The organism is Pseudomonas sp. (assembly GCF_037994325.1).
Lineage (GTDB): Bacteria > Pseudomonadota > Gammaproteobacteria > Pseudomonadales > Pseudomonadaceae > Aquipseudomonas.
The window spans coordinates 1-24,046 of record NZ_JBBNAH010000478.1 but is presented as its reverse complement, the minus strand read 5'-3'; the positions used below and the strand labels follow the sequence as shown (position 1 = coordinate 24,046).

Genomic DNA, 24,046 nt, shown 5'->3' with positions numbered 1-24,046 from the left:
AAACAAAGGCCAGCACCAACAGGACCATCGCGGCTTTAGACATGGCATTTATCCTCAAACTCAGACAGACAAAAACTAACCCGACCTTTATGACAACCAAGCGCTCAAAGCACCTGACATCCGTCGGTATGCAAAATTACCAAGGCAACGTGAAGTCAGAACACCCAACGCTGGTTTTCTGGTTTTGGTACGTGGGCGTTTTCGGCGTCATCGCTGACGTTTTGCCATTGCGCGCCACGCAGTACGTCACCAACAGGCGCGGCCTGGTTGCTGGCCATTTGCGGCTCTGGCTGCATAAACGGGCTTTCGGCCCACTGCGGCTCGGTCAGCGGCTTATTGAGCATTTGCGCGTGGCTGGCTTTGGTCACTGACTGGACGACGACAGCTTCGGGGGCAGACGTGGTAGCGGCAGCATAAGCACCAGCAACAACCACAGCAGCGGCGCTAAGCAGGTTCAGTACAGTGTTCATGGCGGCGACTCCATCGCAGATCAGATTTCTTATCTCTGAAATTGCAGGTGCCGTGCCAACAAATTTATTTAAAAAAACCCTTATAAATCAATATCTTAAAAAACAAATCGAAGCGGCCTGGTTGCACATTGCACGACCGCTTATACCCGCCCGTTTTGGCGTCTAAGCGAAACGGCGTTTAGCTGGTAGCAACGCTGTGCGATTGCAGCGGCAGGTAGACGCGAAATAGCGAGCCCTCCCCTGGGCGGCTCTCCACCTCAATCGTGCCCTGGTGCGAGGCAACGATCTGCTCGGTGATATACAGGCCCAACCCCAAGCCCTGGGTCACCTCATTGGAGGAAACGCGCTCGAATTGCTGAAAGATGCGCGCCAGGTCTGTGGTACCAATACCGATGCCATGATCCTGCACCTCAATGCAGGCGCCCTCGGGCGTGGCCCGCACACGCAGCTCGACCGGCTTTTTCGCGCCGTAGCGCAGGGCGTTGGTCAGTAGGTTAACCACCACCTGCTCGATACGGAATTCGTCCCACAGGCCGCTCACCGGTTCGGCAGCACTCAAGGAGACTTCACAACCGGCCGCGGCGATCTGGGCGCTGTAGTTTTCCAGCACTCTGCCCACCAGGTCGGAGAGGTCGAAACGGGTGGGGCGAATGGACAGCTTGCCGGTGCGAATACGCGACACGTCGAGCATGTCCTCAATCAGGCGCACCAAGCTATTGATCTGGCGCTCATCGCGCTCGGTCATGGCTTTGAGCTTGTCGGGAGTAAAAGCCGCTGTATCGCCTTTGGTAAGGCGCAGCTTGCGCAGTTGGGTTTCCAGCACCAGGCCATTAAGGGGGGTGCGCAGCTCGTGGGAGACGATGGACATAAAGTCGTCACGCATGCGCACGGCGCGGTGCAGTTCGTCCTGAGCGGTGCGCAGCTCGCTGAGCAGAATCTCCTGCTCCTTGCGGCCTTTTTCCAGGGCGATCACTTGTTCGTTGATGGCCTGGCGTTGGCGGAACAGTTCAACGAAAACCGTCACCTTGCTTTGTACCGCCTGGATATCCAGCGGCTTTTGCAGAAAGTCGACGGCACCGCTTTCGTAGCCGGTAAAGGCGTAGTTCATCTCACGCCCGGCAGCGCTAACAAAAACAATGGGGATGTGCTTGGTTTTTTCCGTGCCGCGCATCAGCTCGGCCAGTTCAAAGCCGTTCATATCGGGCATCTGCACATCAAGAATGGCCAGGGCAAATTCGTGCTGCAAGAGCAGCCCCAGTGCCTCTTCACCCGAGGTGGCTTGGAACACTTGACGGCCCTCACCACGGATCAACGCGTCGAGGGCCAACAGGTTTTCCGGCAGGTCGTCGACGATCAGCAGTTTGGCTTCGGTGGTGTTTAGCATGAGCTTCTATTCAACTCCGCGAGCAACGCCTGGATGCCAGTTAGCGGTAACACAAAATCAGCGCGATGCAGCGCCAACGCGGCTTCGGGCATGGTAGGCACCTGGGCGTCCGTAGGGTCTTGCACGACGGTCAGACCGCCACTGTGGTGGATGGTTGCTAATCCTTTTGCGCCGTCCTCGTTGGCGCCGGTGAGCAAAATACCCAGCAGCGCAGTGCCATAAACATCGGCAGCAGTTTCAAATAAAACGTCGATGGAGGGCCGGGAAAAATGCAGCGGTTCTTCCCGGCTCAGGGAGAAGCTGCGGTCCAACTCGATTAACAGGTGGTAACCCGACGCGGCAAAGTACAGCGTGCCGCCTTGCAGGGTTTCTTTGTCGTCGGCTTCCTTTACGCGAATGCCCAGGCGCTGCTGGAACACTTCGGCCAACTGGCTACGGCGATCATCAGGCAGGTGCAGCACCGTAATGATCGGCAGGCGAAAGTCGGCGCCTAAACCGGAAAAAATTTGCAGCAACGCCTGTACACCGCCGGCCGACGCGCCCACCACCACAGCTTCCAGCGCACTGACGCGGGTTTGCAGCAGGTTGTCGAGGGTGCCGGTGTTCATGCTTTACGAAAGATCCGTTCGTGTTTTACCAGGGGTTCAAAGCGCTTGGCGTAGCTGGAAAAATCCAGGCTTTCCTTGCTGCCCAAACCGAGAAAGCCACGGTGGCAGAGCGATTCGTGGAACAGGCCGACCGCGCGGTCTTGCAGGGTTTTGTTGAAGTAGATAAGCACGTTGCGGCACGAGATCAGCTGGGTTTCAGAAAACACGCTGTCAGTGGCCAAGCTGTGATCGGCAAAAGTCACGTTCTCGCACAGTGACTTGTCGAACAGCGCGCCTTCATAGGCGGCCGTGTAGTAGTCAGAGAATGCTCGCTGGCCGCCGGCCTTCTGGTAGTTCTCGGTGTAGGTGCGGATATTTTCCAGGGAGAAAATGCCGCGTTCGGCTTTTTCCAGGGAGCGTGGGTTGATATCCGTGGCATAGATAATCGAGCGTTCCAGCAGGCCCTCTTCCTTGAGCAGGATAGCCAGCGAATACACCTCCTCCCCCGTGCTACAGCCGGCCACCCAGACCTTTACCGACGGGTAGGTTTTCAGCAACGGCACCACTTGCTGGCGCAGCGCCAGGTAGTAGCTGGGGTCGCGAAACATCTCGCTCACGGGAATGGTCAGGTACTGCAACAACTGCATAAACGCGCTGGGCTCGTGCAGGATGCGCTCCTGCAACGCCGTGATGGTATTGCAGTTGAACTGCTGCAACGCGTGCTTTACCCGGCGCTTGAACGACGCGCCGCTGTAGTCACGAAAGTCGTAGTTGTACTTGAGGTAGATGGCCTCGATCAGCAGGCGCAGCTCGATCTCTATGTCGCGGTCAGGTGGCATCAAATCCGTTCCAGTTTGGGCATCCATACGCGGATCAGCGAGAACAGCCGGTCCAAATCAATGGGCTTGGCCAGGTAGTCATTGGCACCGGCCTGCAGACAGCGGTCCTGGTCGTCTTTCATCGCTTTGGCGGTCACGGCAATCACCGGCAGCTTGCGCCAGCGCGGGTTCTTGCGAATTTCCGCGGTGGCTTCGTAGCCGTCCATTTCCGGCATCATCACGTCCATTAGCACCAGGTCGATATCTTCGACCTCTTCCAGCTTAGTCAAGGCTTCGCGGCCGTTGCGAGCCACTTCCACCACCGCACCTTTATGCTCCAAGGCGCTGGTAAGGGCGAAGATGTTACGCACGTCATCGTCCACCAGCAGGATGCGCCGACCTTCAAATACCTTGTCGCGGTTACGCGCCGTTTTCAGCATGTTTTGCCGCTCGCTGGACAACTGCGACTCGACTTTGTGCAGGAACAGGGTCACTTCATCGAGCAGGCGTTCGGGTGAGCGCGCACCTTTAATGATGATTGAGCGTGAGTACTTCATCAGCTCGATTTCTTCATCACGGGTCAGGTTGCGCCCGGTGTAAACGATCACCGGCGGGAAGGAGCAGATGTCTTCGTCCGACATGCGCTTGAGCAGATCATTGCCGCGCATATCCGGCAGCTTGAGGTCGATGATCATGCAGTCGTACACATTGCTGCGCAGCAGCTCCAACGCTTGCCCGCCAAACTCAACGGCGGTGATTTCGATGTCGTCGTCACCAATCAAACGGGCAATGCTGTCGCGTTGCAGGGCATCGTCTTCGACCAGCAGCACGCGCTTAACCCGCTGCGCCAGCTTGGCCTCAAGCTTGGCAAACACGCCTTTGAGGTGCTCACGGGTAGTGGGTTTTACCGCGTAGCCGATGGCGCCCAGTTGCAGGGCGGCTTCCATGCGGTCTTCGACGGAAATCACATGCACGGGAATATGCCGGGTCAGTGGGTTCTCTTTCAGGCGTTGCAACACGGTCAGGCCGGAGGCATCGGGCAGGCGCATATCCAGCAGAATGGCGTCCGGTATATGCGTGGCGGCCAGCTCCAGACCGTTGTCGGCGCCATGGGCGACCAGGCAGCTGTATTTCAACTCGTGGGCCAGGTCGAAGAGGATCTGCGCAAAGTTGGGCTCGTCTTCGATCACCAAAATGCTGCGCCCGCCGCGGTCCATGCGTTCACGGTCGTCGGCGAACTGAGCCACCACAGGCGCCGCCAAACCACTGGCCACGGGCACCGGCGTCGTTGCTTGAATAGCCGCTGCGACCGGGTCGGGGGCCACGACAGAGCTGGCGCTCTGGGTCACCACCTCTTCATAGGCCTGCGGCAGTACCAGGGTAAAGGTGCTGCCCTTGCCTGGCGCGCTGACCACATGGATAGAGCCGCCCAGCAAGGTGGCCAGGTCGCGGGAAATCGACAGGCCCAGGCCGGTGCCGCCGTAGCGGCGGTTGGTGGTGCCATCGGCCTGGCGGAAGGCCTCGAAAATATAGTCTTGTTGGTCTTGGCGAATGCCGATGCCGGTGTCGGTCACGGCAAAGGCCACGCGGCCATCGGCCTGGCGAGAAATACTCAGGGTGACCTGGCCTTGCTCGGTGAACTTGATGGCATTGGAGAGCAGATTTTTCAGAATCTGCTCAACGCGCTGCTGGTCGGTATACAGGGTGGCGGGCACGCTGGGTTGCAGGTCGATGCTAAAGCCCAGGCTCTTCTCCCCGGCCACCGGTTGGAACACCGTACGCAAGGTTTCCACCAGGCGATTGACCGGCATGTTTTGCGGGCGTACGTCGAGCTTGCCAGCCTCGACTTTGGAGATGTCGAGGATGTCGTTGATCAACAGCAGCAGGTCGTTGCCGGCGGAGTAGATCGAGTCGGCGAACTTCACTTGCTCGGCGGTGAGGTTACCGTCGGGGTTGTCGCCTAGCAGCTTGGCCAGAATCAGCGAGCTATTGAGCGGCGTGCGCAACTCGTGGCTCATGTTGGCGAGGAATTCCGACTTGTACAGGCTGGCGCGTTGCAGTTCCTGGGCGCGCTCTTCCAGCTCGCGCTGGGCAACGCCGAGGGCGTTGTTTTTCTCGTCGAGCGTGTCGCGCTGGTCTTCCAGGCGCTGGGCCTGTTCGGCCAGTTGTTCGTTGGTCTGCTCCAGTTCGGCCTGCTGGGTTTCCAAGTGAGCCTGGGACTCTTTGAGCACCCGCGATTGTTCTTCGAGTTCTTCGTTGGCGGTGCGCAGTTCTTCTTGCTGCACTTGCAGCTCTTCGTTGAGCTGCTGGGTTTCGGCCAGCACGTCTTGCAGGCGCTGACGGTAATGGGCGGCGTCGATAGAGGTGCCGATATTGGCGCTGACCAGTTCGAGGAATTCCAGGTCGGTGTCGGTGATCGGGCGCAGAAAGGCCAGCTCCAATACACCGTTAACCTGGTTTTCATTGCTGATCGGCAGCACCACGATATTCAGCTGCGAGGTGCTACCCAGGCCCGAGGCTACGCTGAGGTAGGCGTGGGGCAGGTTGTCCAGGCGGATTAGGCGGCGTTCCTGCACGGCCTGGCCGACCATGCTGTCGTTGCCGGAAAAACGCTGCTCGGTGTTTTCTTGGTCCGCAGCAAAGCCAAAGGTGGCCACGCGCTCCACCCCGCCGACTGGGTCGCGCACGTAGAACGCGGCCACGCTGACACCGAGGTAACTGGCCAATTGGCTAAGCACCGCTTGGCCCAGTTGTGAGAGGGTCTTTTGCCCCAACACTTGCTCGGCCAACAAGCTTTGGCCATTGCGCAGCCAGGCCTTCTGCTGAATCACTGCGGCACTACGTTGCTGCTCAAGCAATGAATTCGAATAGTTATTCGACAATCCCAACAGTTCCCGCCGGCCAACAAACGCCAGAATGCCGCTGACTGCCAGGCTGAACAGCAGGTACAGGGCGATGGTGAGCACCACGGTGTTATTGGCTTCGTTGTTACGCTGGAAGCGCAGTTGCTGCTCGCTGGCAATAATTTCGTCGAAACCTTTGCGGATTTCGTCAGTCAGTTCTTTGCCACGGCCGCTGGAAATCACGCCCTGGTAGTCGTTGCCGCTACGGCGGCTTTCGATCACCGCGTCAGCAAATTTGGCCCATTGTTGCTGCAGGGCTTCGATGCGGCGGAAACGGTCGACTTGGCCAGGGTTGTCTTTGACCAGCTCTTTTAGCGCTTGCAGCTCGGAAGCAATGCGCGGACGGGCCACTTCAAAAGGCGAAAGGAATTTTTCATCGCCGGTGATCAGGTAACCGCGCATGCCGGTCTCCTGATCGATAGTCAGGCGGTAGGCATCGTTGGTATTACCGATAACCCGGTCGGTGTGTTCCACCCACTGCAAGACGTTGAGCAAGTAGTACACCAGGCCGATAAAGAACACCGCGCTGAGCACGCCCATGCCCAAGGGCAAAGCAACGTTGCGGCTTAAGATGCGGCGAAAGCCTTGTTCATTAATGGCGGTAGAGGTGGGCATCTGCGTTCCCTGGGTAAAAATTCACGATTCTGCCGTAAAGGCCTGGAAATGTGCATGGTTATTCCTACAAACGCCGAAGAAACACCGTTTCACCGTAGCCCGCGCTCCAGGCCACAGGTACTCTTGCGCACGTTTGCGCGCCCGGCAGCAAACACCGGGCCAGAGACTTGGTCAACGGCGCAGCCAAGCAGTTGCAACTTTATTTTCACCCTTTAATTCGCACCCAGCTCGAGACAGGCACATGCCCGACAACACGCTAGAAAGCCCAGCAAAAACCATCCTCTTGGTCGAGGACGACGACGTGGTGCGCATGCTCACCGTGGAGGTGTTGGAGGAGCTGGATTATCAGGTGTTACAGGCCGAGAACGGTACGGATGCCATGACCATCATTAATAGCGATCAGCACCTTGATCTGCTGATGAGCGATATCGGCCTGCCCGGCATGAGCGGGCAACAACTGATGGCCGCCGCGCGCGAAGTACGCCCAGACCTGCCAGTGCTATTTGCCAGTGGCTATGCCGCACAGGACTACCCGACCAGCGCCAGCGGCGCGAAGGTCGCGACCATTACCAAGCCGTTTAGCCTTGATCTGCTGCGCACGACGGTTGCCGGGATGTTGGCTTGATCCCATCACCCCCACCGACCATCCTCGTCCCCGCGTAGGCGGGGCCGCAGAATCTTGGCGTTGGTTACTCACCCGAACCAGCCTGGATTGCGAATCGCCGAACCGCCATCTACACGCAAAAAGCTCGGTACGCCGCAAGCGGCGACCACTACTTCGGCTTATTCATCTGATTGAGCACCACCAATAGCGCTGCGGTTTGCGCATCCGGCGTGCCGTCAAAGCGGTGCGGGCGGTAGTGCATCTGGAACGCGGCAAGCACATGGCGGGTCGCCACGTCCAACTCGCCATTCTGCGGCGTGGCATAGCCGACCTTGGCCAGTTGCTGTTGGTACCAGCTAATCGACGGCAAGTGTTGCTCGAACGCCACTTGCGCTTCGCTTACCGACTTGGCGTCTGGCCATAGCCCAAAGCCCGCGGCGGCTAGGCGCTGCCAAGGGAATAGCGGGCCCGGGTCCAGTTTGCGCAGCGGGGCAATATCGCTATGGCCAATCACGTGGCGCGGCTCGATATGGTTGCGCGCGGTGATGTCTTTAAGCAGCGCGATCAACGCTTGAATCTGCACCTCACTGAACGGATACCACACGCGCCCTTGCGGGGTTTCGTCGTAGCCTGGGTTGACCAGCTCGATACCAATGGAGGTGGAATTCAGCCAGGTGCGCCCTTCCCACTCGCTTTCACCGGCATGCCAGGCGCGTTTGCGCTCGTCCACCAGTTGGTAAATGGTGGCCGGGCCGGCGTCGATCAGGTAGTGGCTGCTGACCTCGCCTTTGGTGAGCAACTGCAAAGAGCGCTCAAGGCCGGTGGAGGTGTAATGCAGGATGACGTATTGCACTCGCTCATCCTGGTTTTGCGAAGGATGGCTGGTGTCGATACGCAGGCCAGTGCAGCCAAGCAACGTTGAAAGGAGGACGACTAAAAGCAGGTTCTTCATCGGAAATCGCGAATGGGCTCTGGTTAAGACGGGCTGGCTAGTTGCCACTTCAGCGGCGCCCTCGGTATAACGGTCGCTAGTTTAGTGCTTTGCGAGCGGCGCTGCCTGCTGGATATACCCAGTGCCAGTTTTCCGCCGACCAAAAGCGCCAGACAAGCGGCGTTATGGATAAAAAACGCCCACCTATATTTAGCTGCAGGCCCGCCTTGGGCGCTCTTTATATGCCGCCAAGCACTGACAAGGAAATCATGCATGCGCCGCTCTTTATTGTGGTTCAAACACGACCTGCGTTTGGACGACCACCCCGCGTTACACGCCGCGGCCAGCGCCGAACGGATGCTGCCAGTCTACGTGCTCGACCCCAAGTTGCTGCAACAAGGCCCGCTCGGCTCACGCCAACTGGGCGTGCATCGGGCGCGTTTTCTGCTGGAAAGTTTGCTCGCGCTGGACAGCGCACTGCGTGCACGTGGCTCGCACCTACTGGTGGTGCAGGGCCAACCTGAACACATCTTGCCGCTGCTGGCTGAGCGTCTGGATATCAGCGAAGTGGTCACCCATGAAGAGATCGCGCCCCAGGCCCTGGGTGAAATCGCCCGCCTGCGCGCCAAACTCGGTGAGGTCGCGCTACGAGAAGTGCCGGGCCATGGCCTGTTGCAAGCCAGCGAGTTACCGTGTGCCGTCGAACAACTACCGGCGGTGTACCGCGACTTTTGTGCGGTGATGGAGGAACGCCTGGTGGTGTTCCAACCGCTCGCCGCGCCAGAGCGTTTGCCGGCGATTCCGGAAGCGGCCGTAGAACTGCTGATGCCGCCACCGACTTTGTCCCATTTAGGCCTGGGCGAGCCTATTTATGTCGCCGACAGCGCCTTCCCGTTTTCCGGTGGCGAAGTGGCCGCCCAAGGTCGCCTGCGCGATTACCTATGGGACAGCCAGGGCGTGCGCCAATACGCGACGGCGCTCGACAGTCTGATCGGCACCGAATACTCCTCGAAACTTTCGCCTTGGTTGGCCAACGGCTGCCTGTCGGTGCGCCGCGTGGTGGCCGACCTACGCCGCCACGAAGCGCAGTACGGCCGCAACGATTCCACCCAGGAACTCTGGCGCGCCGTGCTATGGCGCGAGTTCTTCCGCTGGACCCTGGTGCGCCGCGGCGAAGCGCTGTTCCAAGCCGGCGGCCTGAAAGCCACGCAACAAGCACCAACAGCGGTGGATGAACGTTTTCTGCACTGGACCCAAGGCCGCACCGGCATGCCGCTGGTGGACGCCTGCATGCGCGAGCTGGCCGCCACCGGCTTTATCAGCAAGCGCGGCCGGCAGGTAGTGGCCAGTTATTTGGTCAACGAACTGCGCCAAGACTGGCGCCACGGCGCCGCCTGGTTTGAAGAGCATTTGTTGGACTATGAAGCGGCGAGCAACTGGGGCAACTGGGCGTACCTTACCGGCATCGCCTGCGACCCGGTGCGCAGCCAGGCGCTCAACCCCCTGCTGCAAGCGCGACGCTTTGACCCGCAAGCGGCCTACGTCAGCCTGTGGCTGAGCGAGCTACGCGCCCTGCCCCAGCACTTACGGCATACGCCGTTTATTCTCTCGCACCTGCAACTCAATGCCCTGAACTACCCGCGTTTGGAGCATGTGCCTGAGAGTTGGCAACCGTATTTGCCGGATGTTGCGTAAAAGGGCCCGCCCTCACCCCCAGCCCCTCTCCCGCAAGCGGGCGAGGGGAGCTAAACGGCACTCGGCTTAGAAGCGTGGCTAGGCGCCAACGCTGATCCAGTCCCCTCGCCCATTGGGGGAGAGGGTTAGCGGATGGCGTACGCACATCCCCCGAACCAGAACCGCGCTTAAACCGCTACCGGCGCCGCAATATGCGGATGCGCTTGGTAGTTTTGCAGTTCGAAGTCTTCGAATTTGAAGGCAAACAAGTCCTTCACCTCCGGGTTGAGCTTCATGGTTGGCAGCGGCAACGGCTCGCGGGTCAGTTGCAGGTCGGCCTGTTCCAGGTGGTTGGCGTACAGGTGGCAGTCGCCGCCGGTCCAGATAAATTCACCCGGTTGCAGGTCGCAGACCTGAGCCACCATCAAGGTCAGCAGCGCGTAGCTGGCGATATTGAAAGGCACACCCAGAAAGATGTCGGCCGAGCGTTGGTACAACTGGCAGCTCAGCTTGCCGTCGGCGACATAGAACTGGAACAGCGCGTGACACGGCGGCAGGGCCATCTGCTCGACCAGCGCCGGGTTCCACGCCGAGACCATCAGGCGGCGTGAGTCGGGATTCTTTTTAATCATGTCGATCAGCTTGCTGATCTGGTCAACCGACTCACCATTGGGCGCCGGCCAGTTGCGCCACTGGTAGCCATACACCGGGCCGAGGTCGCCGTTTTCGTCGGCCCATTCATCCCAGATGCGCACGCCGTGATCTTTCAGGTACTTGATATTGGTGTCGCCCTGCAGAAACCACAGCAGCTCATGGACGATGGATTTCAGGTGGCACTTTTTCGTGGTTACCAGGGGAAAACCATCGGCCAGGTTGAAGCGCATTTGGTGGGCAAACAGGCTGTAGGTGCCGGTACCTGTGCGGTCGGCCTTAAAGGTGCCGGTCTCGCGCACCAGGCGCATCATGTCGAGGTATTGCTTCATTGCGCGACTCCTTTGGCGTCAACTGGGGCGCGGCGATAAGCCCAAACAATCAGCGCCGCACCGGCGATAACCATTGGCACGCACAGCACTTGGCCCATGGTCAGCCAGCCCCACGCCAGGTAACCGAGCTGGGCATCCGGCACGCGGACGAATTCGACGATAAAACGGAAGATGCCGTAAAACAGGGCGAACATGCCGGAAATGGCCATGGTCGGCCGCGGTTTACGCGAGTACAGCCAGAGGATGACAAACAGCGCCACGCCCTCCAGGGCGAACTGGTACAGCTGCGACGGGTGACGCGGCAGTTGCGCCGGGTCGGTGGGGAAAATCATCGCCCACGGCACGTCGGTGGCCTTGCCCCACAATTCGGCATTGATAAAGTTGCCGATACGCCCGGCACCCAGGCCAATCGGCACCAGCGGGGCAATAAAGTCCATCAGTTCAAAAAAGCTTTTGCCGTTGCGTTTGCCAAACCAGAGCATGGCCAACATCACGCCGATAAAGCCGCCATGGAACGACATACCGCCCTTCCACACCTCAAAAATCAGCAGCGGGTTGGCGACGTAGGCACTGAGGTCGTAGAACAACACATAGCCCAAGCGCCCACCAAGGATGACGCCCATGGAGGCCCAGAACACCAGGTCAGAGAGTTTCTCTTTGCTCCAGGTGGCGTCGAAACGCTCCAGCCGGCGCGAGGCCAACCACCAGGCGCCGCCGATGCCGATCAGGTACATGAGGCCGTACCAGTGGATTTTCAGCGGGCCGAGGGCCAGGGCCACCGGGTCGATATTCGGGTAAGCGAGCATGGGCTCTCCTTAAATCAAGAAACTCGTGCCCACGCAAACCAGCAGCAGGGCGAATAAACGCTTGAGCAACAGCGGCGACAGTTTATGCGCCAACCGCACGCCAAATTTGGCAAAAAACATACTGGTCAGGGCAATGCCCAGCAAGGCTGGCAGGTAGATAAAACCCAGGCTCCATTGCGGCAGCCGCGGGTCATGCCAGCCGACGATGATAAAACTCAGGGCACCGGCCAGGGCGATGGGAAAGCCGCACGCCGACGAGGTGGCGACCGCCTGCTGCATCGGCACGCTGCGCCAGCTCAGGAACGGCACGGTCATTGAACCGCCGCCAACGCCAAATAGCGCCGACGCCCAACCAATCAGCACGCCGGCAACGCCAAGCCCAGGCTTGCCTGGGACATCACGGCTGGCTTTGGGTTTCAGGGCGAAGGCCATTTGCAGGGCGACGGCGATAGCAAATACGCCGATGATTTTTTGCAGATATTCGCCATGGATGGCCTTGGCCGTAAGCGCGCCAAGGCCGGCACCGACGACGATGCCCATACTCATCCACAGCACGATTTCCCAGCGCACCGCGCCCTTGCGGTGGTGCTCGCGCACGGCATTGATCGAGGTAAAGATAATGGTCGCCAGCGAAGTGCCCACGGCCATCTGGGTGAGGATGGCGGAGTCAAAACCTTGGGCGGTAAAACTGAACACCAGTACGGGCACGATGATAATGCCGCCACCCACGCCGAACAGCCCGGCGAGTACGCCAGCCCCGGCACCCAGCAGCAAATACAGCAGAAATTCCATCCGCACCCCCAAAACAATGCGGCATGGTAGCGGATGCGCCCGGCCCTCTCCACACCCGCGCCCGAGATGACGATGGAAGCCGACTACGGGCTTGGGTAAAGTGAGCCGAGCTCCCGGTACGGGAGTACCTGTACGCAGTCGTCCACTGCGCCAGCCGCACAAGGAATGGTTTATGTGTCTGATCGTTTTTGCCTGGCGCCCCGGCCATGTTCAGCCGCTGGTGCTGGCCGCCAACCGTGATGAGTTCTACGACCGCCCCGCACTACCACTGGGGCCTTGGGAAGACGCGCCGCAAGTGCTCGCCGGACGCGACCTGGAAGCCGGCGGCGCTTGGCTAGGCATCGGCGCCAATGGCCGCTTTGCCGCCCTGACCAATATTCGCGACCCGCGCCAACCGCCGTTCGGCCGCTCCCGTGGCGAACTGGTGGCGGAATTTCTCCGTGGCGAACTCTCCGCTGCCGCCTACCTCGACGATCTACTGCCAAGGGCGGCGAACTACGCAGGCTTTAACCTGTTGTGGGGCGATCGCGAACAGCTGTGGTTCTTCAACTCTCGCGAAGCTCAGCCGCGGCTGTTGGAGGCGGGTGTATACGGGCTGTCCAACGCTACGCTGGATACGCCTTGGCCCAAGCTGGACAAAGCCAAAGCCGCGCTCAAAGAAGTGCTGCACCAACCTGAACCGCAAGCGCTATTCGCCATCCTCACCGACCCGCAGCGCCCGGACGATGCCAGCTTGCCCGACACCGGCATTGGCCTGGCCAGCGAGCAACTGCTCTCCAGCGTATTTATCGCCAGCCGCACCTACGGCACCCGAGCGTGCAGCGCCTTGATCGTGCACGCCGATGGCAGCCGGTTATTGGTTGAGCGCAGCTTTGGGCCTTATGGCGGGCATTTGGGTGAGGTGCGGCTGGAGGTCTAGCCGTAGCCCGCGTTCGGGGTGCGCCCCCAGGCATACGCGCACAAACCTGTTGGTGCGCGCAGCACACCCTACAGCGTTAGCTCAAACAGCGGCGCTGGTTGCTCGGGGTCATCTGCATCGGCCACCAGCAGGAGGCGCCGGTGCGCTTGAAACGCCAGCCCTTCAATCTTCGCCACCGGCGCCAGCGGCTTTACCCACTCGACGCTGAAGTCCGCTGCGAACCGCCCGAGCACGCTGCCCATGCACTGCCCGTCGAGGTAGCTGGAGTCGGTCGCCTCGGCCGCCGCGCTGAAGTACAGCTGGCCCGCAGGGTCTACACACAGATCGGTCAAGCTTAGCGGCACGCCCTGCACCGCCCCCAATTGCACAGGGAGACTATGCCGCAGGCCCGCCGCAGTCAGTTGGCCCTGGGCGATATCTGCCAACGCCTGCGCCAGGTCAAGAACGATCAGCGCGTTTTCAGCGCCCGCGCCATTGCCACGCTGGGCCAATAGCAGATGCTCAGCAAAGACCACCGCGCCTTCGATATTCAGCTCTTGGAACTGTTCAGCCAGCACCTGATAAAGCGGTGCCAGATCAATCACCTGTACGCCGCCTTGGTAGACCAGGCAGCCGCGACAGCGTTGTTTCTTCGAGCCAGACCCCAGCGCCAGCAAGGCGCCATCGGGCAAGGCCAGCAAGGCCTCAAAGTCGGGTTTGCGTTTTTTCCGCGCCTTTACCTCAGCGGGCAAGGTGCCGGGCAGCAGGGCTATTTCACTTTGCCAAACACCAGCAAGGTCATAGCGCTGCAAGGCAAGGGCGTCATCGGCCACCACCCAAAGATCGTCGCCTTGCTGCACTAAACCGCTGGCCGCCGACAGGCGCAACTGCGCCAGCAACGTCAGCTCAAGCGCAGCGGGCGCCATGGTTCAGGACTGAATGGTGGCAGCGGGATTGAGCACACGGCTCAGGCCGAGGTTACGCAAAGCCAGGTGCAAGGTGCTGTGGATAACCTGTGGATTATCGATGGTCATAATCTGCGCCAGCAGCTCTTTGGCTTTGCCCAGGCTGATCTGCCGTAGCAGCCATTTCACCTTGGGCAGGTTGGTGGCGTTCATCGACAAGCCGTCAAACCCCATGGCCATCAGCAGTACGGCCGACGACGGGTCGCCGGCCATTTCGCCGCAGATACTTACCGGCTTGCCTTCGGCATGGGCGCCGTCAACCACCAGCTTGAGCGCGTGCAGCACGGCGGGGTGGAGGAAATCGTAGAGGTCGGCGACGCGCGGGTTGTTGCGGTCGACGGCCAGCAGGTACTGGGTCAGGTCGTTGGAGCCGACGGAGAGGAAATCCACCTGGCGGGCCAATTCGCGCACCTGGTACACCGCTGCCGGCACTTCAATCATTACCCCCACCGGTGGCAACGGCACGTCGGTGCCTTCGTCGCGCACTTCGCCCCAGGCCCTGTGGATAAGGTGCAAAGCTTCTTCCAGTTCGGCGATGCCGGAAATCATCGGCAGCAAGATGCGCAGGTTGTCCAGGCCTTCGCTGGCCTTGAGCATGGCGCGGGTCTGCACCAGAAAGATTTCCGGGTGGTCGAGGGTGACGCGAATGCCGCGCCAGCCGAGGAAGGGGTTGTCTTCTTTGATCGGGAAATACGACAGCGCTTTATCACCGCCGATATCCAGGCTGCGCATGGTTACCGGCAGCGGATGGAACGCGGCCAACTGCTCGCGGTAGATGGCCAGCTGTTCTTTTTCGCTGGGGAAGCGCTCTTTCATAATAAACGGCACTTCGGTGCGGTACAGGCCCACACCCTCGGCGCCGCGCTCTTGAGCGCGCACCACATCGGCCAGCAGGCCGGTGTTGACCCACAGCGGCATGCGGTGACCGTCAAGGGTTTCGCACGGCAGCTCACGCAGGGCGGCCAGGCCTTGGGTCAGTTGGCGTTCTTCTTCCACCACTTCGACGTATTGCTTGCGCAGCACTTCGCTGGGGTTGGTAAACACCTCACCGTGGTAGCCGTCGACGATCAGCTGAATGCCGTCGATTTTCGAATACGGCAGGTCGACCGCACCCATCACCGTGGGAATACCCATGGCGCGGGCGAAAATCGCCACATGGGAGTTACCCGAACCGAGTACCGACACCAGACCGACCAGCTTGCCTTCGGGCACTTCGCCGAGCATGGCTGGGGTCAGCTCTTCGCTGACCAGAATGGTGTTGTCGGGGTACACCAGGTTTTGCTGGCGCGCCTGCTGCAGGTAGCTGAGCAGACGGCGGCCGAGGTCTTTAACGTCGGAGGCACGTTCGCGCAGGTAAGCGTCGTCCATCAGACCAAAGCGGTTGACGTGCTCGCCCACCACCTGACGCAAGGCACCCTGCGCCCACTGGCCGGTTTTGATCACCGTGGTGACTTCGCCACCGAGGGCGGCATCGTCGAGCATCATCAGGTACACGTCGAACAGCGCACGCTCTTCCGGGCGTAGCTGGGTCGCCAGCTTGGCCGACAGCGCGCGCATATCGGCACGCACGCGCTCCAGCGCCTGGTTGAACAGCAACAGCTCGGCGGCGATATCGGTAACGGTTTTGTCTGGCACCACTTCCAAGTCGGCTGGCGGCAGCACGACCACGGCAGTACCCACGGCGGCGCCAGGCGAGCCGGCCACACCGGTAAATTTGGCTTCTTGAATGCCCTTGCCCTGACGGCCCAGACCACGGATGGAGCCGGTGGCCTCAGCGTGGGCGATAACGCCAGCGAGCTGCGCGCTCATGGTCACCAGGAAGGCTTCTTCGCCCTCGTCGAACTGGCGACGCTCCTTTTGCTGGATAACCAGAACCCCCATCACCCGCCGGTGGTGGATGATCGGCGCGCCCAGGAACGAGGCGTAGCGCTCTTCCCCGGTTTCAGCAAAGTAGCGGTAGCGCGGGTGGTCAGCGGCGTTTTCGAGGTTTAACGGTTCTTCGCGGGTACCGACCAAACCCACCAGGCCTTCGCTGGGAGACATGCTGACCTTGCCGATGGAGCGCTTGTTCAAGCCCTCGGTGGCCATCAGCACAAAACGGTTAGTTTCCGGATCGAGCAGGTAGACGGAGCAGACCTGGCTGCCCATGGCGTCTTTCACCCGCTGCACAATAATCGTCAACGCCGACTTGAGGTCTTTGGCGCTGTTCACTTCCTGGACGATCTTGCGCAGCGTGTTGAGCATGGCTCGAGGTGAACTCCTTCGTAGGGCCCCGTAAAAACTACTGCGCTCGGTTAGGCTGCGCTGAAAACGGGCTCAAAATGCGAATTGGCTACAGCCAACTACGCTTTTTCGTCCGATTTCGCCTTACCTAACCTTCGCTCGCTACGTTTTTACGCGGCCCGCAAGATATTTAAATGCGTCACTACTTCAATCTCTAGCCAGCAAACGCGGGGCCAGTTCTTTCAGGGCGCGGCGATAAACCTCGCGCTTGAACGTTACGACTTGGCCCAGAGGGTACCAATAACTCACCCACTTCCAGCCATCGAACTCGGGCTTGTTGGTCAGGTCCATACGCACCCGCTCTTCCGCCGACTTCAGGCGCAGCAGAAACCACTTCTGCTTCTGCCCGATGCACAGCGGTTGGCTATGGGTACGGACCAAACGTTGCGGCAGACGATACCGCAACCAGCCACGGGTACAGGCAAGAATCTGCACATCTTCCTGCTCAAGCCCGACTTCTTCATTTAATTCGCGGTACAGCGCTTCTTCCGGCGACTCGTGATCATTAATGCCGCCTTGGGGAAACTGCCAAGCGTCTTGATTGATACGACGTGCCCAGAGCACTTGCCCGGCATCATTAGTCAGAATGATGCCGACATTAGGGCGAAAACCATCAGAATCGATCACGGCACAACCTCGCAAACGCATGTTTCGGCATTCTTTCACAAAGGTCGTGATGCCAGCAAACCGGCAGTTGCGGGAATGGGCAGCGCCGTGTAAAGCCCGTATTCTGTGGGGCCTTTTTATTTCCGTCTTGAATCTGTAAAGCGAGATTACGTATGCGCCTGGCCTTGTTCGACCTCGATAACACCCTTCTGGCTGGCGACAGCGATCATGCCTGGGGCGATTACCTGTGCGAGCGCGGCATTCTTGATGGCGCGGCCTATAAAGCGCGTAACGATGCCTTCTATCAGGACTACCTGGCCGGCAAGCTGAATATCACCGACTACCTGAACTTCAGCCTGGAAATCCTCGGCCGCACCGAGATGGCCCAGTTGGAGCAATGGCACCGCGAGTTTATGCGCGACTGCGTAGAGCCCATCATCACCGCCAAAGCCGTGGCCCTGCTGGAGCAACACCGCGCCGCTGGCGACAAGCTGCTGATCATCACCGCCACCAACCGTTTTGTGACCGGGCCGATTGCCGCACGCCTGGGTGTGGATACCTTGCTGGCCACTGAATGCGAGATGGTCGACGGCCGCTACACCGGCAAAACCACCGACGTGCCGTGCTTTAAGGAAGGCAAGGTTACGCGCTTGAATCGTTGGCTGGCGGAAACCGGTTTGAACCTGGAAGACAGCTACTTCTATAGCGACTCGATGAATGATTTGCCGCTGCTGGAGAAAGTAGCTCACGCGGTGGCCGTGGATCCGGACCCGACCTTGCGTGCCGAGGCTGAGCGTCGCGGCTGGCCGGTGATTAGCTTGCGCGATTGATCGACTGCACCGTTCGCCGCAATACCGCCTGGTGCGCATAGCACACCCTACGAGCGATCGCCGCCCCGCAGGGTGTGCCTACAGATGCCTATGCCGGTTTAGCGCCCATCAACCCAAGAATGGCCACCAGCAGCACCAGAATCAGCACGCCATACACCAAGGCTAAGCGCTGCAACCGCTGCGGGGCCGGCACCGGCCCCAGCGCTTCCCACGCGGCCAGGCGGCCAGAGAGCAACAGCCCCAGCACAATCATCACGATAAACAGCACCGAGCTAAGCAGCAGCCACAGCTGGCTCAGCGGCCAACCGGCGATATTTACCAGGTAATAGCCACTGACCGGCAAGGTCAACGCCAGCACGGCAAATACCGGCAGGCTCATCAACCGGGTGCGGCGCACTTTGCGTTGCAGCACGGCCAAGTCGCCACGGCGCTGCGCCTTCCACAGCATAAAAATATGCGCGATCACGCCCAGCGGCAGCAGCACGGCTACGGCACTGTGGATGATCTTGAACAGCAGGTAGTGTTCCATTCTTGCGTCCCTTCAGGCGGTGTGTGCTTGCCACCGGCGATGGCTGCACATCTGATCGTTAATTAACCAAGAAACAGCTTGTAGGCTGGATTGGCGCTTTCATCCCAGTACGGGTAGCCGATTTCTTCCAACGCCGCTGGCACCAGATGACGCTCATCTTCGGGCACTTGCAACGCGGCCAATACGCGGCCATCGGCGGCGCCGTGGTTGCGGTAGTGGAACATGGTGATATTCCAGCGCCCGCCAAGCTTATTGAGGAAGTTGAACAGCGCACCCGGGCGCTCGGGGAATTCGAAGCGAAACACGGTTTCGTCCGGCACGGCCGCCGCATGGCCGCCCACGGTGTGACGAATATGCAACTTGGCCAGTTCGTTGTCGGTCAGGTCGAGCACCGGGAAACCCTGGCCACGCAGGCCATCAATCAGCGCCGAACGCGGATCGTTTTCCGGGTGGGTCTGCACGCCAACAAAAATGTGCGCTTCTCTATCGGTGTGGTACCGGTAGTTGAACTCGGTGATTTGCCGTTTGCCGATGGCTTCGCAGAAAGCTTTAAAGCTGCCCGGCTTCTCCGGAATGGTCACGGCGATGATGGCTTCACGGCCTTCGCCCAACTCGGCACGCTCGGCAACATGGCGCAGGCGGTCGAAATTGACGTTGGCGCCAGAGTCGATACCCACCAGTACCTGGCCGCTCACGCCTTCGCGCTCAACGTACTTTTTGATCCCCGCCACCGCCAGCGCGCCAGCAGGCTCGGTGATCGAGCGGGTGTCATCGTAGATATCTTTGATCGCCGCACAGATTTCATCGGTGCTGACGGTGATCACTTCGTCAACATAGTGCTGGCAGATATCGAAGTTGTTCTTGCCGATCTGCGCTACGGCCACGCCATCGGCAAACAAGCCGACTTGGCTCAGCACCACGCGCTCGCCGGCGGCCATGGCGGCTTGCAGGCAATTGGAATCTTCCGGCTCAACGCCGATGATTTTGATCTCCGGGCGCAGGTATTTAACAAACGCGGCAATACCGGCAATCAACCCGCCGCCACCGACCGGAACAAAAATGGCATCAAGCTGGCCTTGCTGCTGACGCAGAATTTCCATGGCGATGGTGCCCTGCCCGGCAATCACATACTCATCGTCATAGGGATGGATGTAAACGTAGCCCTGCTCTTCCACCAACTTCAGCGAATGCGCCAGCGCTTCGGGAAAGGCATCGCCATGCAACACCGCCAGGCCACCGCGGCTGCGCACGCCCTGTACTTTCAGCTCAGGGGTGGTGCGCGGCATCACGATGGTGGCTTTTACCCCCAGGTGCTTGGCGGCCAGGGCCAGGCCCTGGGCATGGTTGCCGGCCGAGGCGGTGACCACGCCACGGGCTAATTCTTCCGGGCTCAGTTGGGCCAGCTTGTTGTAGGCGCCACGAATCTTGAACGAGTACACCGGCTGCAGATCTTCGCGTTTCAGCAAAATCTGATTGCCCAGGCGCTCGGAAAGCTGGCGGGCGGGCTGCAACGGCGTTTCCACCGCGACGTCATATACGCGCGAGGTGAGGGTCTTTTTTACGTACTGTTCAAGCATGGCGGCGTCTTTGGCTAACAGGCGGGGTGGGCCAGTCTACTCCAGGCATAACGCCGACTCCTAGAACGAGCTTGGATCGGGCTGCGTCGGCTGCGCATCGCAAAGCCCAACAGTAGGGGCGCACGCCCTTTCAAATCGATACGCCCTCAATTGTTGGGCTTGGCTGCGCTCAACCCAACCTACGAGGCTATAATCCGCGCCTCCCCCGTTTACCTCAGGCGCAGAACCCGCGATGACTCAGGATCAACTCAAACAGGCTGTGGCTCAGGCGGCCGTCGACTTCATCCTTCCCAAGCTCAATGACAAGAGCATCGTCGGGGTCGGCACCGGCTCCACGGCTAACTGCTTTATTGATGCCCTGGCCCAACACAAGGGCGCCTTCGATGGCGCCGTGGCCAGCTCCGAAGCCACCGCCGCGCGCCTGAAAGGCCATGGCATTCCCGTGTATGAGCTCAATAGCGTCAGCGACCTAGAGTTCTATATCGACGGCGCCGACGAAAGCGACGAGCACCTGAATTTGATCAAAGGCGGTGGCGCCGCGCTGACCCGCGAAAAGATCGTCGCGGCAGTGGCGCAGACTTTTATCTGCATCGCTGACGGCAGCAAGTTGGTGCCGGTGCTAGGCAATTTCCCGCTGCCGGTAGAGGTGATTCCCATGGCCCGCAGCCATGTCGCCCGCGAACTGGTGAAGCTCGGCGGCGACCCGGTGTACCGCGAAGGCGTGATCACCGATAACGGCAATATCATCCTCGACGTGATGAATATGCAGATCACCAACCCCGCCGAGCTGGAAACCCAGATCAACGCCATTGTCGGTGTAGTCACCAATGGCTTGTTTGCCGCGCGCGGGGCGGATTTGTTGTTGCTGGGGACTAGCGAAGGGGTGAAAACCCTCAAGCGCGGCTAACTCCTCGCCCTACCCGAATCGCCGGATCCCGAATCGCCGGACAGCCGCCTGTGCGGGGACGACGGCCTCTTCTGCACCACCACCGTCATCCCCGCGCAGGCGGGGATCCAGGTACGGCGAACCCCGTCCTGACTCACTCGCCCTTCTTAAACACATAGAACAAATTCGGCTCACTGACGATGTAGATATTGCCGGCGTTATCGCTGGCAATTCCTTCGGCCTGCGGCACGGATTTTTTCAGGCCGTGCTGGCCGCGGAGCAGCGACAGGGTGCTGATGGGTTTGCCCTCAACATCCAGTTCAATCACCAACTGCGACTCATCCGACAGCGCCAGCAAATGCCCGGTGGGCATGTCGAAGTCCAGGCTGGACAGATCGCGCACAAACAACCCGGCATCGCGGCTGGGGTTGTCGACCACATGCACGGAGAACGGCCGGTCGACATTGGTGTGGGGGAAACCATGCACCTCGTAGATACGCACCGGGTCGCGCTCTTTGGCTACAAACAGGCGCTTGCCGTTGGGGTCGTAGGCCAAGCCTTCAAAACCTTTGTTGCCGTTGAGGCCAATGCCTAACGTCAATTGCTGGGCATCTTCGGCACGCACCTTGGTGGAGCTGTCGTCCAGCCACACCTTGATCAAGCGCTGCTGACGCTCATCGGTGATCACATACAAACCGCGGCTGATGTATTCAATCGCTTCCGGGTCGCCAAAGCCCTCAATCGGAATACGCCGCAAGATTTGCCCCTGCAGGCTCAGCTCGATGATCTCCGAGCGCTTGTTGGTCACGGTGAATAGCGTGTTGCGATCCGGATCGTAGGTCAGCGCCGATAAATCCTCGTTCAAGCCTTCAATCGGCAGGGCTTCCACGGCTACTCGATAGGCCGGCAGCCACAGCGAGCGCGCCTGCCAATCATCACCATGGCGCCATTCTTGCACCTGAAACCACACCCGTTCGAACAGACGAAACTCCTGAGCGACCACTGCCAGGGCTAATAAAACGCCCAGCACCACAGTTGCCAACAGGTACTTCAAGGTCAACAGACGACGCATTGGCACGTTCTCGCAACAAAGTAAGGGGTCGAAAAAGGGCGCTAGAAATAGCACAGCCATGCTGAATTGAAACTTAACCGTGCACGCCGCTGCGCCGGCGTTACAAGAAGAAGCAGTTAAGGGCGAAATATGGGTTTGTCATCTCTTCCCGAAGACCGTGCTCGAACCACCCTCCACACCATTGCGCTGGCCGTCAGCCAACTCAGCGTAAACGGCATTGCGCATCACCGCCTGTTGCATGACAGCGGTCTTTGCAGCGCCGATCTGGAAACCCCGGAAAAACTCATCAGCCCCGCGCAAGAGCTGCGGGTGTTCGCCAATGCCATTCACTGCACCCGCGACCCGGCCCTGGGTTTGTCCATGGGTTTGCGCATGCATGTCTCGGCCTACGGCATTCTTGGCTACAGCATGCTCGCCAGCCGTACCCTGCGCGACGCGCTCAACCTCGCGCTGGCGCAACCGACGTTGCTAGGCACCTACTTTAAATTACAGCTGCACGAGGATGGCGATGAAGCGCGCCTGACCGCCAGCGGCTACCGCTATGCGCCGGAGCTGATGGTGTTTAACACTGAGCTGTGCCTGGCTTCGCTGCTGACTGTAATCCGTGACCTGCTCGGGGAAAACGTACGGCCGCGGCGCGTGCAACTCTCTTATCGCCCGCCACTGCACGCCCACACCTACACCCGTTTACTTGGCTGCCCGGTGGAGTTCGGCGAACCCATCAGCGCTTTGTGTTTCAGCGCCGCGCTGCTGGACCGCGAACTGCCGCTGGCCGACCCGGTGAGCTGCCATCACGGCGTGCAGCAATGCTTGAAATTGGCCGCGCAACTGGACAGCGGCCAGGACGTGCTGGAACAGATCCGCCAGCACCTCAGCAACAACATGCGCGAAGCCAGCAGCCTGGAGCGCGTGGCCAACCACCTGCACCGCAGCGCACGCACCTTGCGCCGCCATCTCACGCGCATGAATACCAGCTACCAGCGCCTGCTCGATGAAGTGCGCTACGACAAAGCGCGGCAGTTGCTGATGCAAACCGACCTGCCGATTTACCTGATTGCCGAGCAATTGGGCTACAGCGAAACCGCCAGCTTTCGCCATGCGTTTATGCGCTGGAGCGGGCAAACGCCGAGTGTGTATCGGCGCTAAAAAAAACTTATCGCAAACCACAGGGACCGTCGCCATGAGCATGCCACCCGGCGCTTCGCCAAAACTGTACAACGAAGACCTTGCCCCCGCCCGCGTGCGCAACTGGGGCGCGTTTTCCATCTTTAACGTCTGGACCTCGGACGTGCACAGCCTCTGGGGTTACTACTTGGCCGCCAGCCTGTTTCTACTGTGCGGCAGCTTTGTGAATTTCATCATCGCCATTGGCATTGGTTCGCTGGCGATCTTTTTTTTGATGCATATGGTCGGCGTTGCCGGGGTACGTACCGGCGTACCCTTTCCGGTATTGGCGCGAGCCTCTTTCGGCATATGGGGGGCGAACTTTCCGGCGCTAGTGCGCGCGGTGGTGGCGTGCTTTTGGTACGGCGCGCAAACCGCTGCGGCCTCCGGCGCCATCGTGGCCTTGTTGGTGCGCAATGACAGCCTGCTGGCCTTCCACCAGAGCAGCCAACTGCTGGGCCACTCGACCCTCGAGGTGATCTGCTTTGTGGTGGTGTGGGCGCTGCAGTTGTTGATCATCCAGCGCGGCATGGAAACCGTGCGCAAGTTTCAGGATTGGGCCGGGCCAGCGGTGTGGGTGATGATGCTGGTGCTCGCCGTGTACCTGTGTGTGAAGGCTGGCGGTTTCTCCTTTAGCAGTGAAATTCCCATGGACGTGCTGCTGGAAAA

General features: G+C 60.0%; 22 protein-coding genes. 7 read left to right on the top strand and 15 right to left on the bottom strand.

The features are described from left to right. Positions 1 to 155 precede the first annotated feature (155 nt). From AAAB16_RS16295 to AAAB16_RS16275, 5 genes are all read right to left on the bottom strand, one after another. Positions 156 to 470: a hypothetical protein gene (locus AAAB16_RS16295; protein WP_340664262.1), complete on the bottom strand. Its 315-nt coding sequence runs from the start codon at positions 468 to 470 to the stop codon at positions 156 to 158. Between the two features lie 178 nt (positions 471 to 648). Next, positions 649 to 1,854, bottom strand: a complete 1,206-nt coding sequence (locus AAAB16_RS16290; RefSeq protein ID WP_340664261.1) for a hybrid sensor histidine kinase/response regulator — start codon at positions 1,852 to 1,854, stop codon at positions 649 to 651. Next, on the bottom strand, positions 1,848 to 2,462 hold the full coding sequence (locus tag AAAB16_RS16285) for a chemotaxis protein CheB (protein WP_340664260.1): 615 nt from the start codon (positions 2,460 to 2,462) through the stop codon (positions 1,848 to 1,850). The genes AAAB16_RS16290 and AAAB16_RS16285 overlap by 7 nt, the downstream gene beginning before the upstream one ends. Continuing rightward, positions 2,459 to 3,280 carry a CheR family methyltransferase gene (locus tag AAAB16_RS16280; RefSeq protein ID WP_340664259.1) on the bottom strand — a complete coding sequence of 274 codons (822 nt, stop codon included), beginning with the start codon at positions 3,278 to 3,280 and terminating at the stop codon, positions 2,459 to 2,461. The genes AAAB16_RS16285 and AAAB16_RS16280 overlap by 4 nt, the downstream gene beginning before the upstream one ends. Beyond that, on the bottom strand, positions 3,280 to 6,777 hold the full coding sequence (locus AAAB16_RS16275) for a response regulator (RefSeq protein ID WP_340664258.1): 3,498 nt from the start codon (positions 6,775 to 6,777) through the stop codon (positions 3,280 to 3,282). The genes AAAB16_RS16280 and AAAB16_RS16275 overlap by 1 nt, the downstream gene beginning before the upstream one ends. Before the next feature lie 241 nt (positions 6,778 to 7,018). On the opposite strand from AAAB16_RS16275, the gene AAAB16_RS16270 reads away from it, so the two are divergent. Continuing rightward, positions 7,019 to 7,402: a response regulator gene (locus tag AAAB16_RS16270; RefSeq protein WP_340664257.1), complete on the top strand. Its 384-nt coding sequence runs from the start codon at positions 7,019 to 7,021 to the stop codon at positions 7,400 to 7,402. A 148-nt stretch (positions 7,403 to 7,550) separates the two neighbouring features. On the opposite strand, the gene AAAB16_RS16265 is transcribed toward AAAB16_RS16270, so the two are convergent. Next, on the bottom strand, positions 7,551 to 8,333 hold the full coding sequence (locus AAAB16_RS16265; RefSeq protein ID WP_340664256.1) for an N-acetylmuramoyl-L-alanine amidase: 783 nt from the start codon (positions 8,331 to 8,333) through the stop codon (positions 7,551 to 7,553). 252 nt (positions 8,334 to 8,585) lie between these two features. On the opposite strand from AAAB16_RS16265, the gene AAAB16_RS16260 reads away from it, so the two are divergent. Then, positions 8,586 to 10,007 carry a DASH family cryptochrome gene (locus AAAB16_RS16260; protein WP_340664255.1) on the top strand — a complete coding sequence of 474 codons (1,422 nt, stop codon included), beginning with the start codon at positions 8,586 to 8,588 and terminating at the stop codon, positions 10,005 to 10,007. 167 nt (positions 10,008 to 10,174) lie between these two features. Here the strand turns inward: AAAB16_RS16260 and AAAB16_RS16255 are convergent, their stop codons facing one another. The 3 genes from AAAB16_RS16255 to AAAB16_RS16245 are packed head-to-tail and all read right to left on the bottom strand — an operon-like array spanning position 10,175 to position 12,567. Then, the gene (locus AAAB16_RS16255) at positions 10,175 to 10,969 is read right to left on the bottom strand and encodes a thymidylate synthase (protein WP_340664254.1); all 795 of its coding nucleotides are present in this window, start codon (positions 10,967 to 10,969) and stop codon (positions 10,175 to 10,177) included. Continuing rightward, entirely contained in the window at positions 10,966 to 11,775 is an 810-nt protein-coding gene (lgt, locus tag AAAB16_RS16250; RefSeq protein WP_340664253.1) for a prolipoprotein diacylglyceryl transferase, read from the bottom strand. The genes AAAB16_RS16255 and lgt overlap by 4 nt, the downstream gene beginning before the upstream one ends. 9 nt (positions 11,776 to 11,784) lie before the next feature. Further along, positions 11,785 to 12,567: a sulfite exporter TauE/SafE family protein gene (locus AAAB16_RS16245; protein ID WP_340664252.1), complete on the bottom strand. Its 783-nt coding sequence runs from the start codon at positions 12,565 to 12,567 to the stop codon at positions 11,785 to 11,787. A 172-nt stretch (positions 12,568 to 12,739) separates the two neighbouring features. On the opposite strand from AAAB16_RS16245, the gene AAAB16_RS16240 reads away from it, so the two are divergent. Next, a complete protein-coding gene (locus tag AAAB16_RS16240) occupies positions 12,740 to 13,486 on the top strand; it encodes an NRDE family protein (protein WP_340664251.1) in 747 nt (248 codons plus the stop codon). Between the two features lie 68 nt (positions 13,487 to 13,554). On the opposite strand, the gene AAAB16_RS16235 is transcribed toward AAAB16_RS16240, so the two are convergent. From AAAB16_RS16235 to AAAB16_RS16225, 3 genes are all read right to left on the bottom strand, one after another. Beyond that, positions 13,555 to 14,391, bottom strand: a complete 837-nt coding sequence (locus AAAB16_RS16235) for a hypothetical protein (protein ID WP_340664250.1) — start codon at positions 14,389 to 14,391, stop codon at positions 13,555 to 13,557. Between the two features lie 3 nt (positions 14,392 to 14,394). Beyond that, on the bottom strand, positions 14,395 to 16,674 hold the full coding sequence (gene ptsP / locus AAAB16_RS16230) for a phosphoenolpyruvate--protein phosphotransferase (RefSeq protein ID WP_340664249.1): 2,280 nt from the start codon (positions 16,672 to 16,674) through the stop codon (positions 14,395 to 14,397). A 186-nt stretch (positions 16,675 to 16,860) separates the two neighbouring features. Continuing rightward, positions 16,861 to 17,340, bottom strand: coding sequence for an RNA pyrophosphohydrolase (locus tag AAAB16_RS16225; protein WP_108099135.1), 480 nt, complete (start codon positions 17,338 to 17,340; stop codon positions 16,861 to 16,863). A gap of 152 nt (positions 17,341 to 17,492) precedes the next feature. On the opposite strand from AAAB16_RS16225, the gene AAAB16_RS16220 reads away from it, so the two are divergent. After that, entirely contained in the window at positions 17,493 to 18,149 is a 657-nt protein-coding gene (locus tag AAAB16_RS16220) for an HAD family phosphatase (RefSeq protein WP_340664248.1), read from the top strand. An 88-nt stretch (positions 18,150 to 18,237) separates the two neighbouring features. Here AAAB16_RS16220 and AAAB16_RS16215 read toward each other — a convergent pair whose 3' ends face one another. Continuing rightward, on the bottom strand, positions 18,238 to 18,678 hold the full coding sequence (locus AAAB16_RS16215; RefSeq protein WP_340664247.1) for a DUF2269 family protein: 441 nt from the start codon (positions 18,676 to 18,678) through the stop codon (positions 18,238 to 18,240). Positions 18,679 to 18,740: 62 nt separating this feature from the next. Beyond that, on the bottom strand, positions 18,741 to 20,276 hold the full coding sequence (gene ilvA, locus AAAB16_RS16210; protein WP_340664263.1) for a threonine ammonia-lyase, biosynthetic: 1,536 nt from the start codon (positions 20,274 to 20,276) through the stop codon (positions 18,741 to 18,743). Positions 20,277 to 20,487: 211 nt separating this feature from the next. Here ilvA and rpiA point away from each other — a divergent pair, with 211 nt between their 5' ends. Beyond that, positions 20,488 to 21,162, top strand: a complete 675-nt coding sequence (gene rpiA / locus AAAB16_RS16205) for a ribose-5-phosphate isomerase RpiA (protein WP_340664246.1) — start codon at positions 20,488 to 20,490, stop codon at positions 21,160 to 21,162. Between the two features lie 133 nt (positions 21,163 to 21,295). Here the strand turns inward: rpiA and AAAB16_RS16200 are convergent, their stop codons facing one another. After that, complete coding sequence (locus AAAB16_RS16200; protein ID WP_340664245.1) at positions 21,296 to 22,213, bottom strand: SdiA-regulated domain-containing protein; 918 nt, start codon at positions 22,211 to 22,213, stop codon at positions 21,296 to 21,298. 129 nt (positions 22,214 to 22,342) lie between these two features. Between AAAB16_RS16200 and AAAB16_RS16195 the strand changes: the two genes are divergently transcribed. After that, on the top strand, positions 22,343 to 23,359 hold the full coding sequence (locus AAAB16_RS16195; protein ID WP_340664244.1) for an AraC family transcriptional regulator: 1,017 nt from the start codon (positions 22,343 to 22,345) through the stop codon (positions 23,357 to 23,359). Between the two features lie 34 nt (positions 23,360 to 23,393). Then, positions 23,394 to 24,046: cytosine permease (locus AAAB16_RS16190; RefSeq protein WP_340664243.1), on the top strand; the 653-nt coding region annotated here is incomplete at its 3' end.

Bases quoted from the DNA above. Each gene is read 5' to 3' on its own strand.
- AAAB16_RS16270 (WP_340664257.1), top strand. From the start codon at position 7,019: ATGCCCGACAACACGCTAGAAAGCCCAGCAAAAACCATCCTCTTGGTC.
- ptsP (WP_340664249.1), bottom strand. From the start codon at position 16,674: ATGCTCAACACGCTGCGCAAGATCGTCCAGGAAGTGAACAGCGCCAAA.
- AAAB16_RS16280 (WP_340664259.1), bottom strand. From the start codon at position 3,280: ATGCCACCTGACCGCGACATAGAGATCGAGCTGCGCCTGCTGATCGAG.
- AAAB16_RS16285 (WP_340664260.1), bottom strand. From the start codon at position 2,462: ATGAACACCGGCACCCTCGACAACCTGCTGCAAACCCGCGTCAGTGCG.
- AAAB16_RS16215 (WP_340664247.1), bottom strand. From the start codon at position 18,678: ATGGAACACTACCTGCTGTTCAAGATCATCCACAGTGCCGTAGCCGTG.
- AAAB16_RS16275 (WP_340664258.1), bottom strand. From the start codon at position 6,777: ATGCCCACCTCTACCGCCATTAATGAACAAGGCTTTCGCCGCATCTTA.
- AAAB16_RS16290 (WP_340664261.1), bottom strand. From the start codon at position 1,854: ATGCTAAACACCACCGAAGCCAAACTGCTGATCGTCGACGACCTGCCG.
- AAAB16_RS16235 (WP_340664250.1), bottom strand. From the start codon at position 14,391: ATGGCGCCCGCTGCGCTTGAGCTGACGTTGCTGGCGCAGTTGCGCCTG.
- rpiA (WP_340664246.1), top strand. From the start codon at position 20,488: ATGACTCAGGATCAACTCAAACAGGCTGTGGCTCAGGCGGCCGTCGAC.
- AAAB16_RS16295 (WP_340664262.1), bottom strand. From the start codon at position 470: ATGAACACTGTACTGAACCTGCTTAGCGCCGCTGCTGTGGTTGTTGCT.
- AAAB16_RS16195 (WP_340664244.1), top strand. From the start codon at position 22,343: ATGGGTTTGTCATCTCTTCCCGAAGACCGTGCTCGAACCACCCTCCAC.
- AAAB16_RS16255 (WP_340664254.1), bottom strand. From the start codon at position 10,969: ATGAAGCAATACCTCGACATGATGCGCCTGGTGCGCGAGACCGGCACC.
- AAAB16_RS16245 (WP_340664252.1), bottom strand. From the start codon at position 12,567: ATGGAATTTCTGCTGTATTTGCTGCTGGGTGCCGGGGCTGGCGTACTC.
- AAAB16_RS16220 (WP_340664248.1), top strand. From the start codon at position 17,493: ATGCGCCTGGCCTTGTTCGACCTCGATAACACCCTTCTGGCTGGCGAC.
- lgt (WP_340664253.1), bottom strand. From the start codon at position 11,775: ATGCTCGCTTACCCGAATATCGACCCGGTGGCCCTGGCCCTCGGCCCG.
- AAAB16_RS16240 (WP_340664251.1), top strand. From the start codon at position 12,740: ATGTGTCTGATCGTTTTTGCCTGGCGCCCCGGCCATGTTCAGCCGCTG.
- AAAB16_RS16200 (WP_340664245.1), bottom strand. From the start codon at position 22,213: ATGCGTCGTCTGTTGACCTTGAAGTACCTGTTGGCAACTGTGGTGCTG.
- AAAB16_RS16260 (WP_340664255.1), top strand. From the start codon at position 8,586: ATGCGCCGCTCTTTATTGTGGTTCAAACACGACCTGCGTTTGGACGAC.
- AAAB16_RS16265 (WP_340664256.1), bottom strand. From the start codon at position 8,333: ATGAAGAACCTGCTTTTAGTCGTCCTCCTTTCAACGTTGCTTGGCTGC.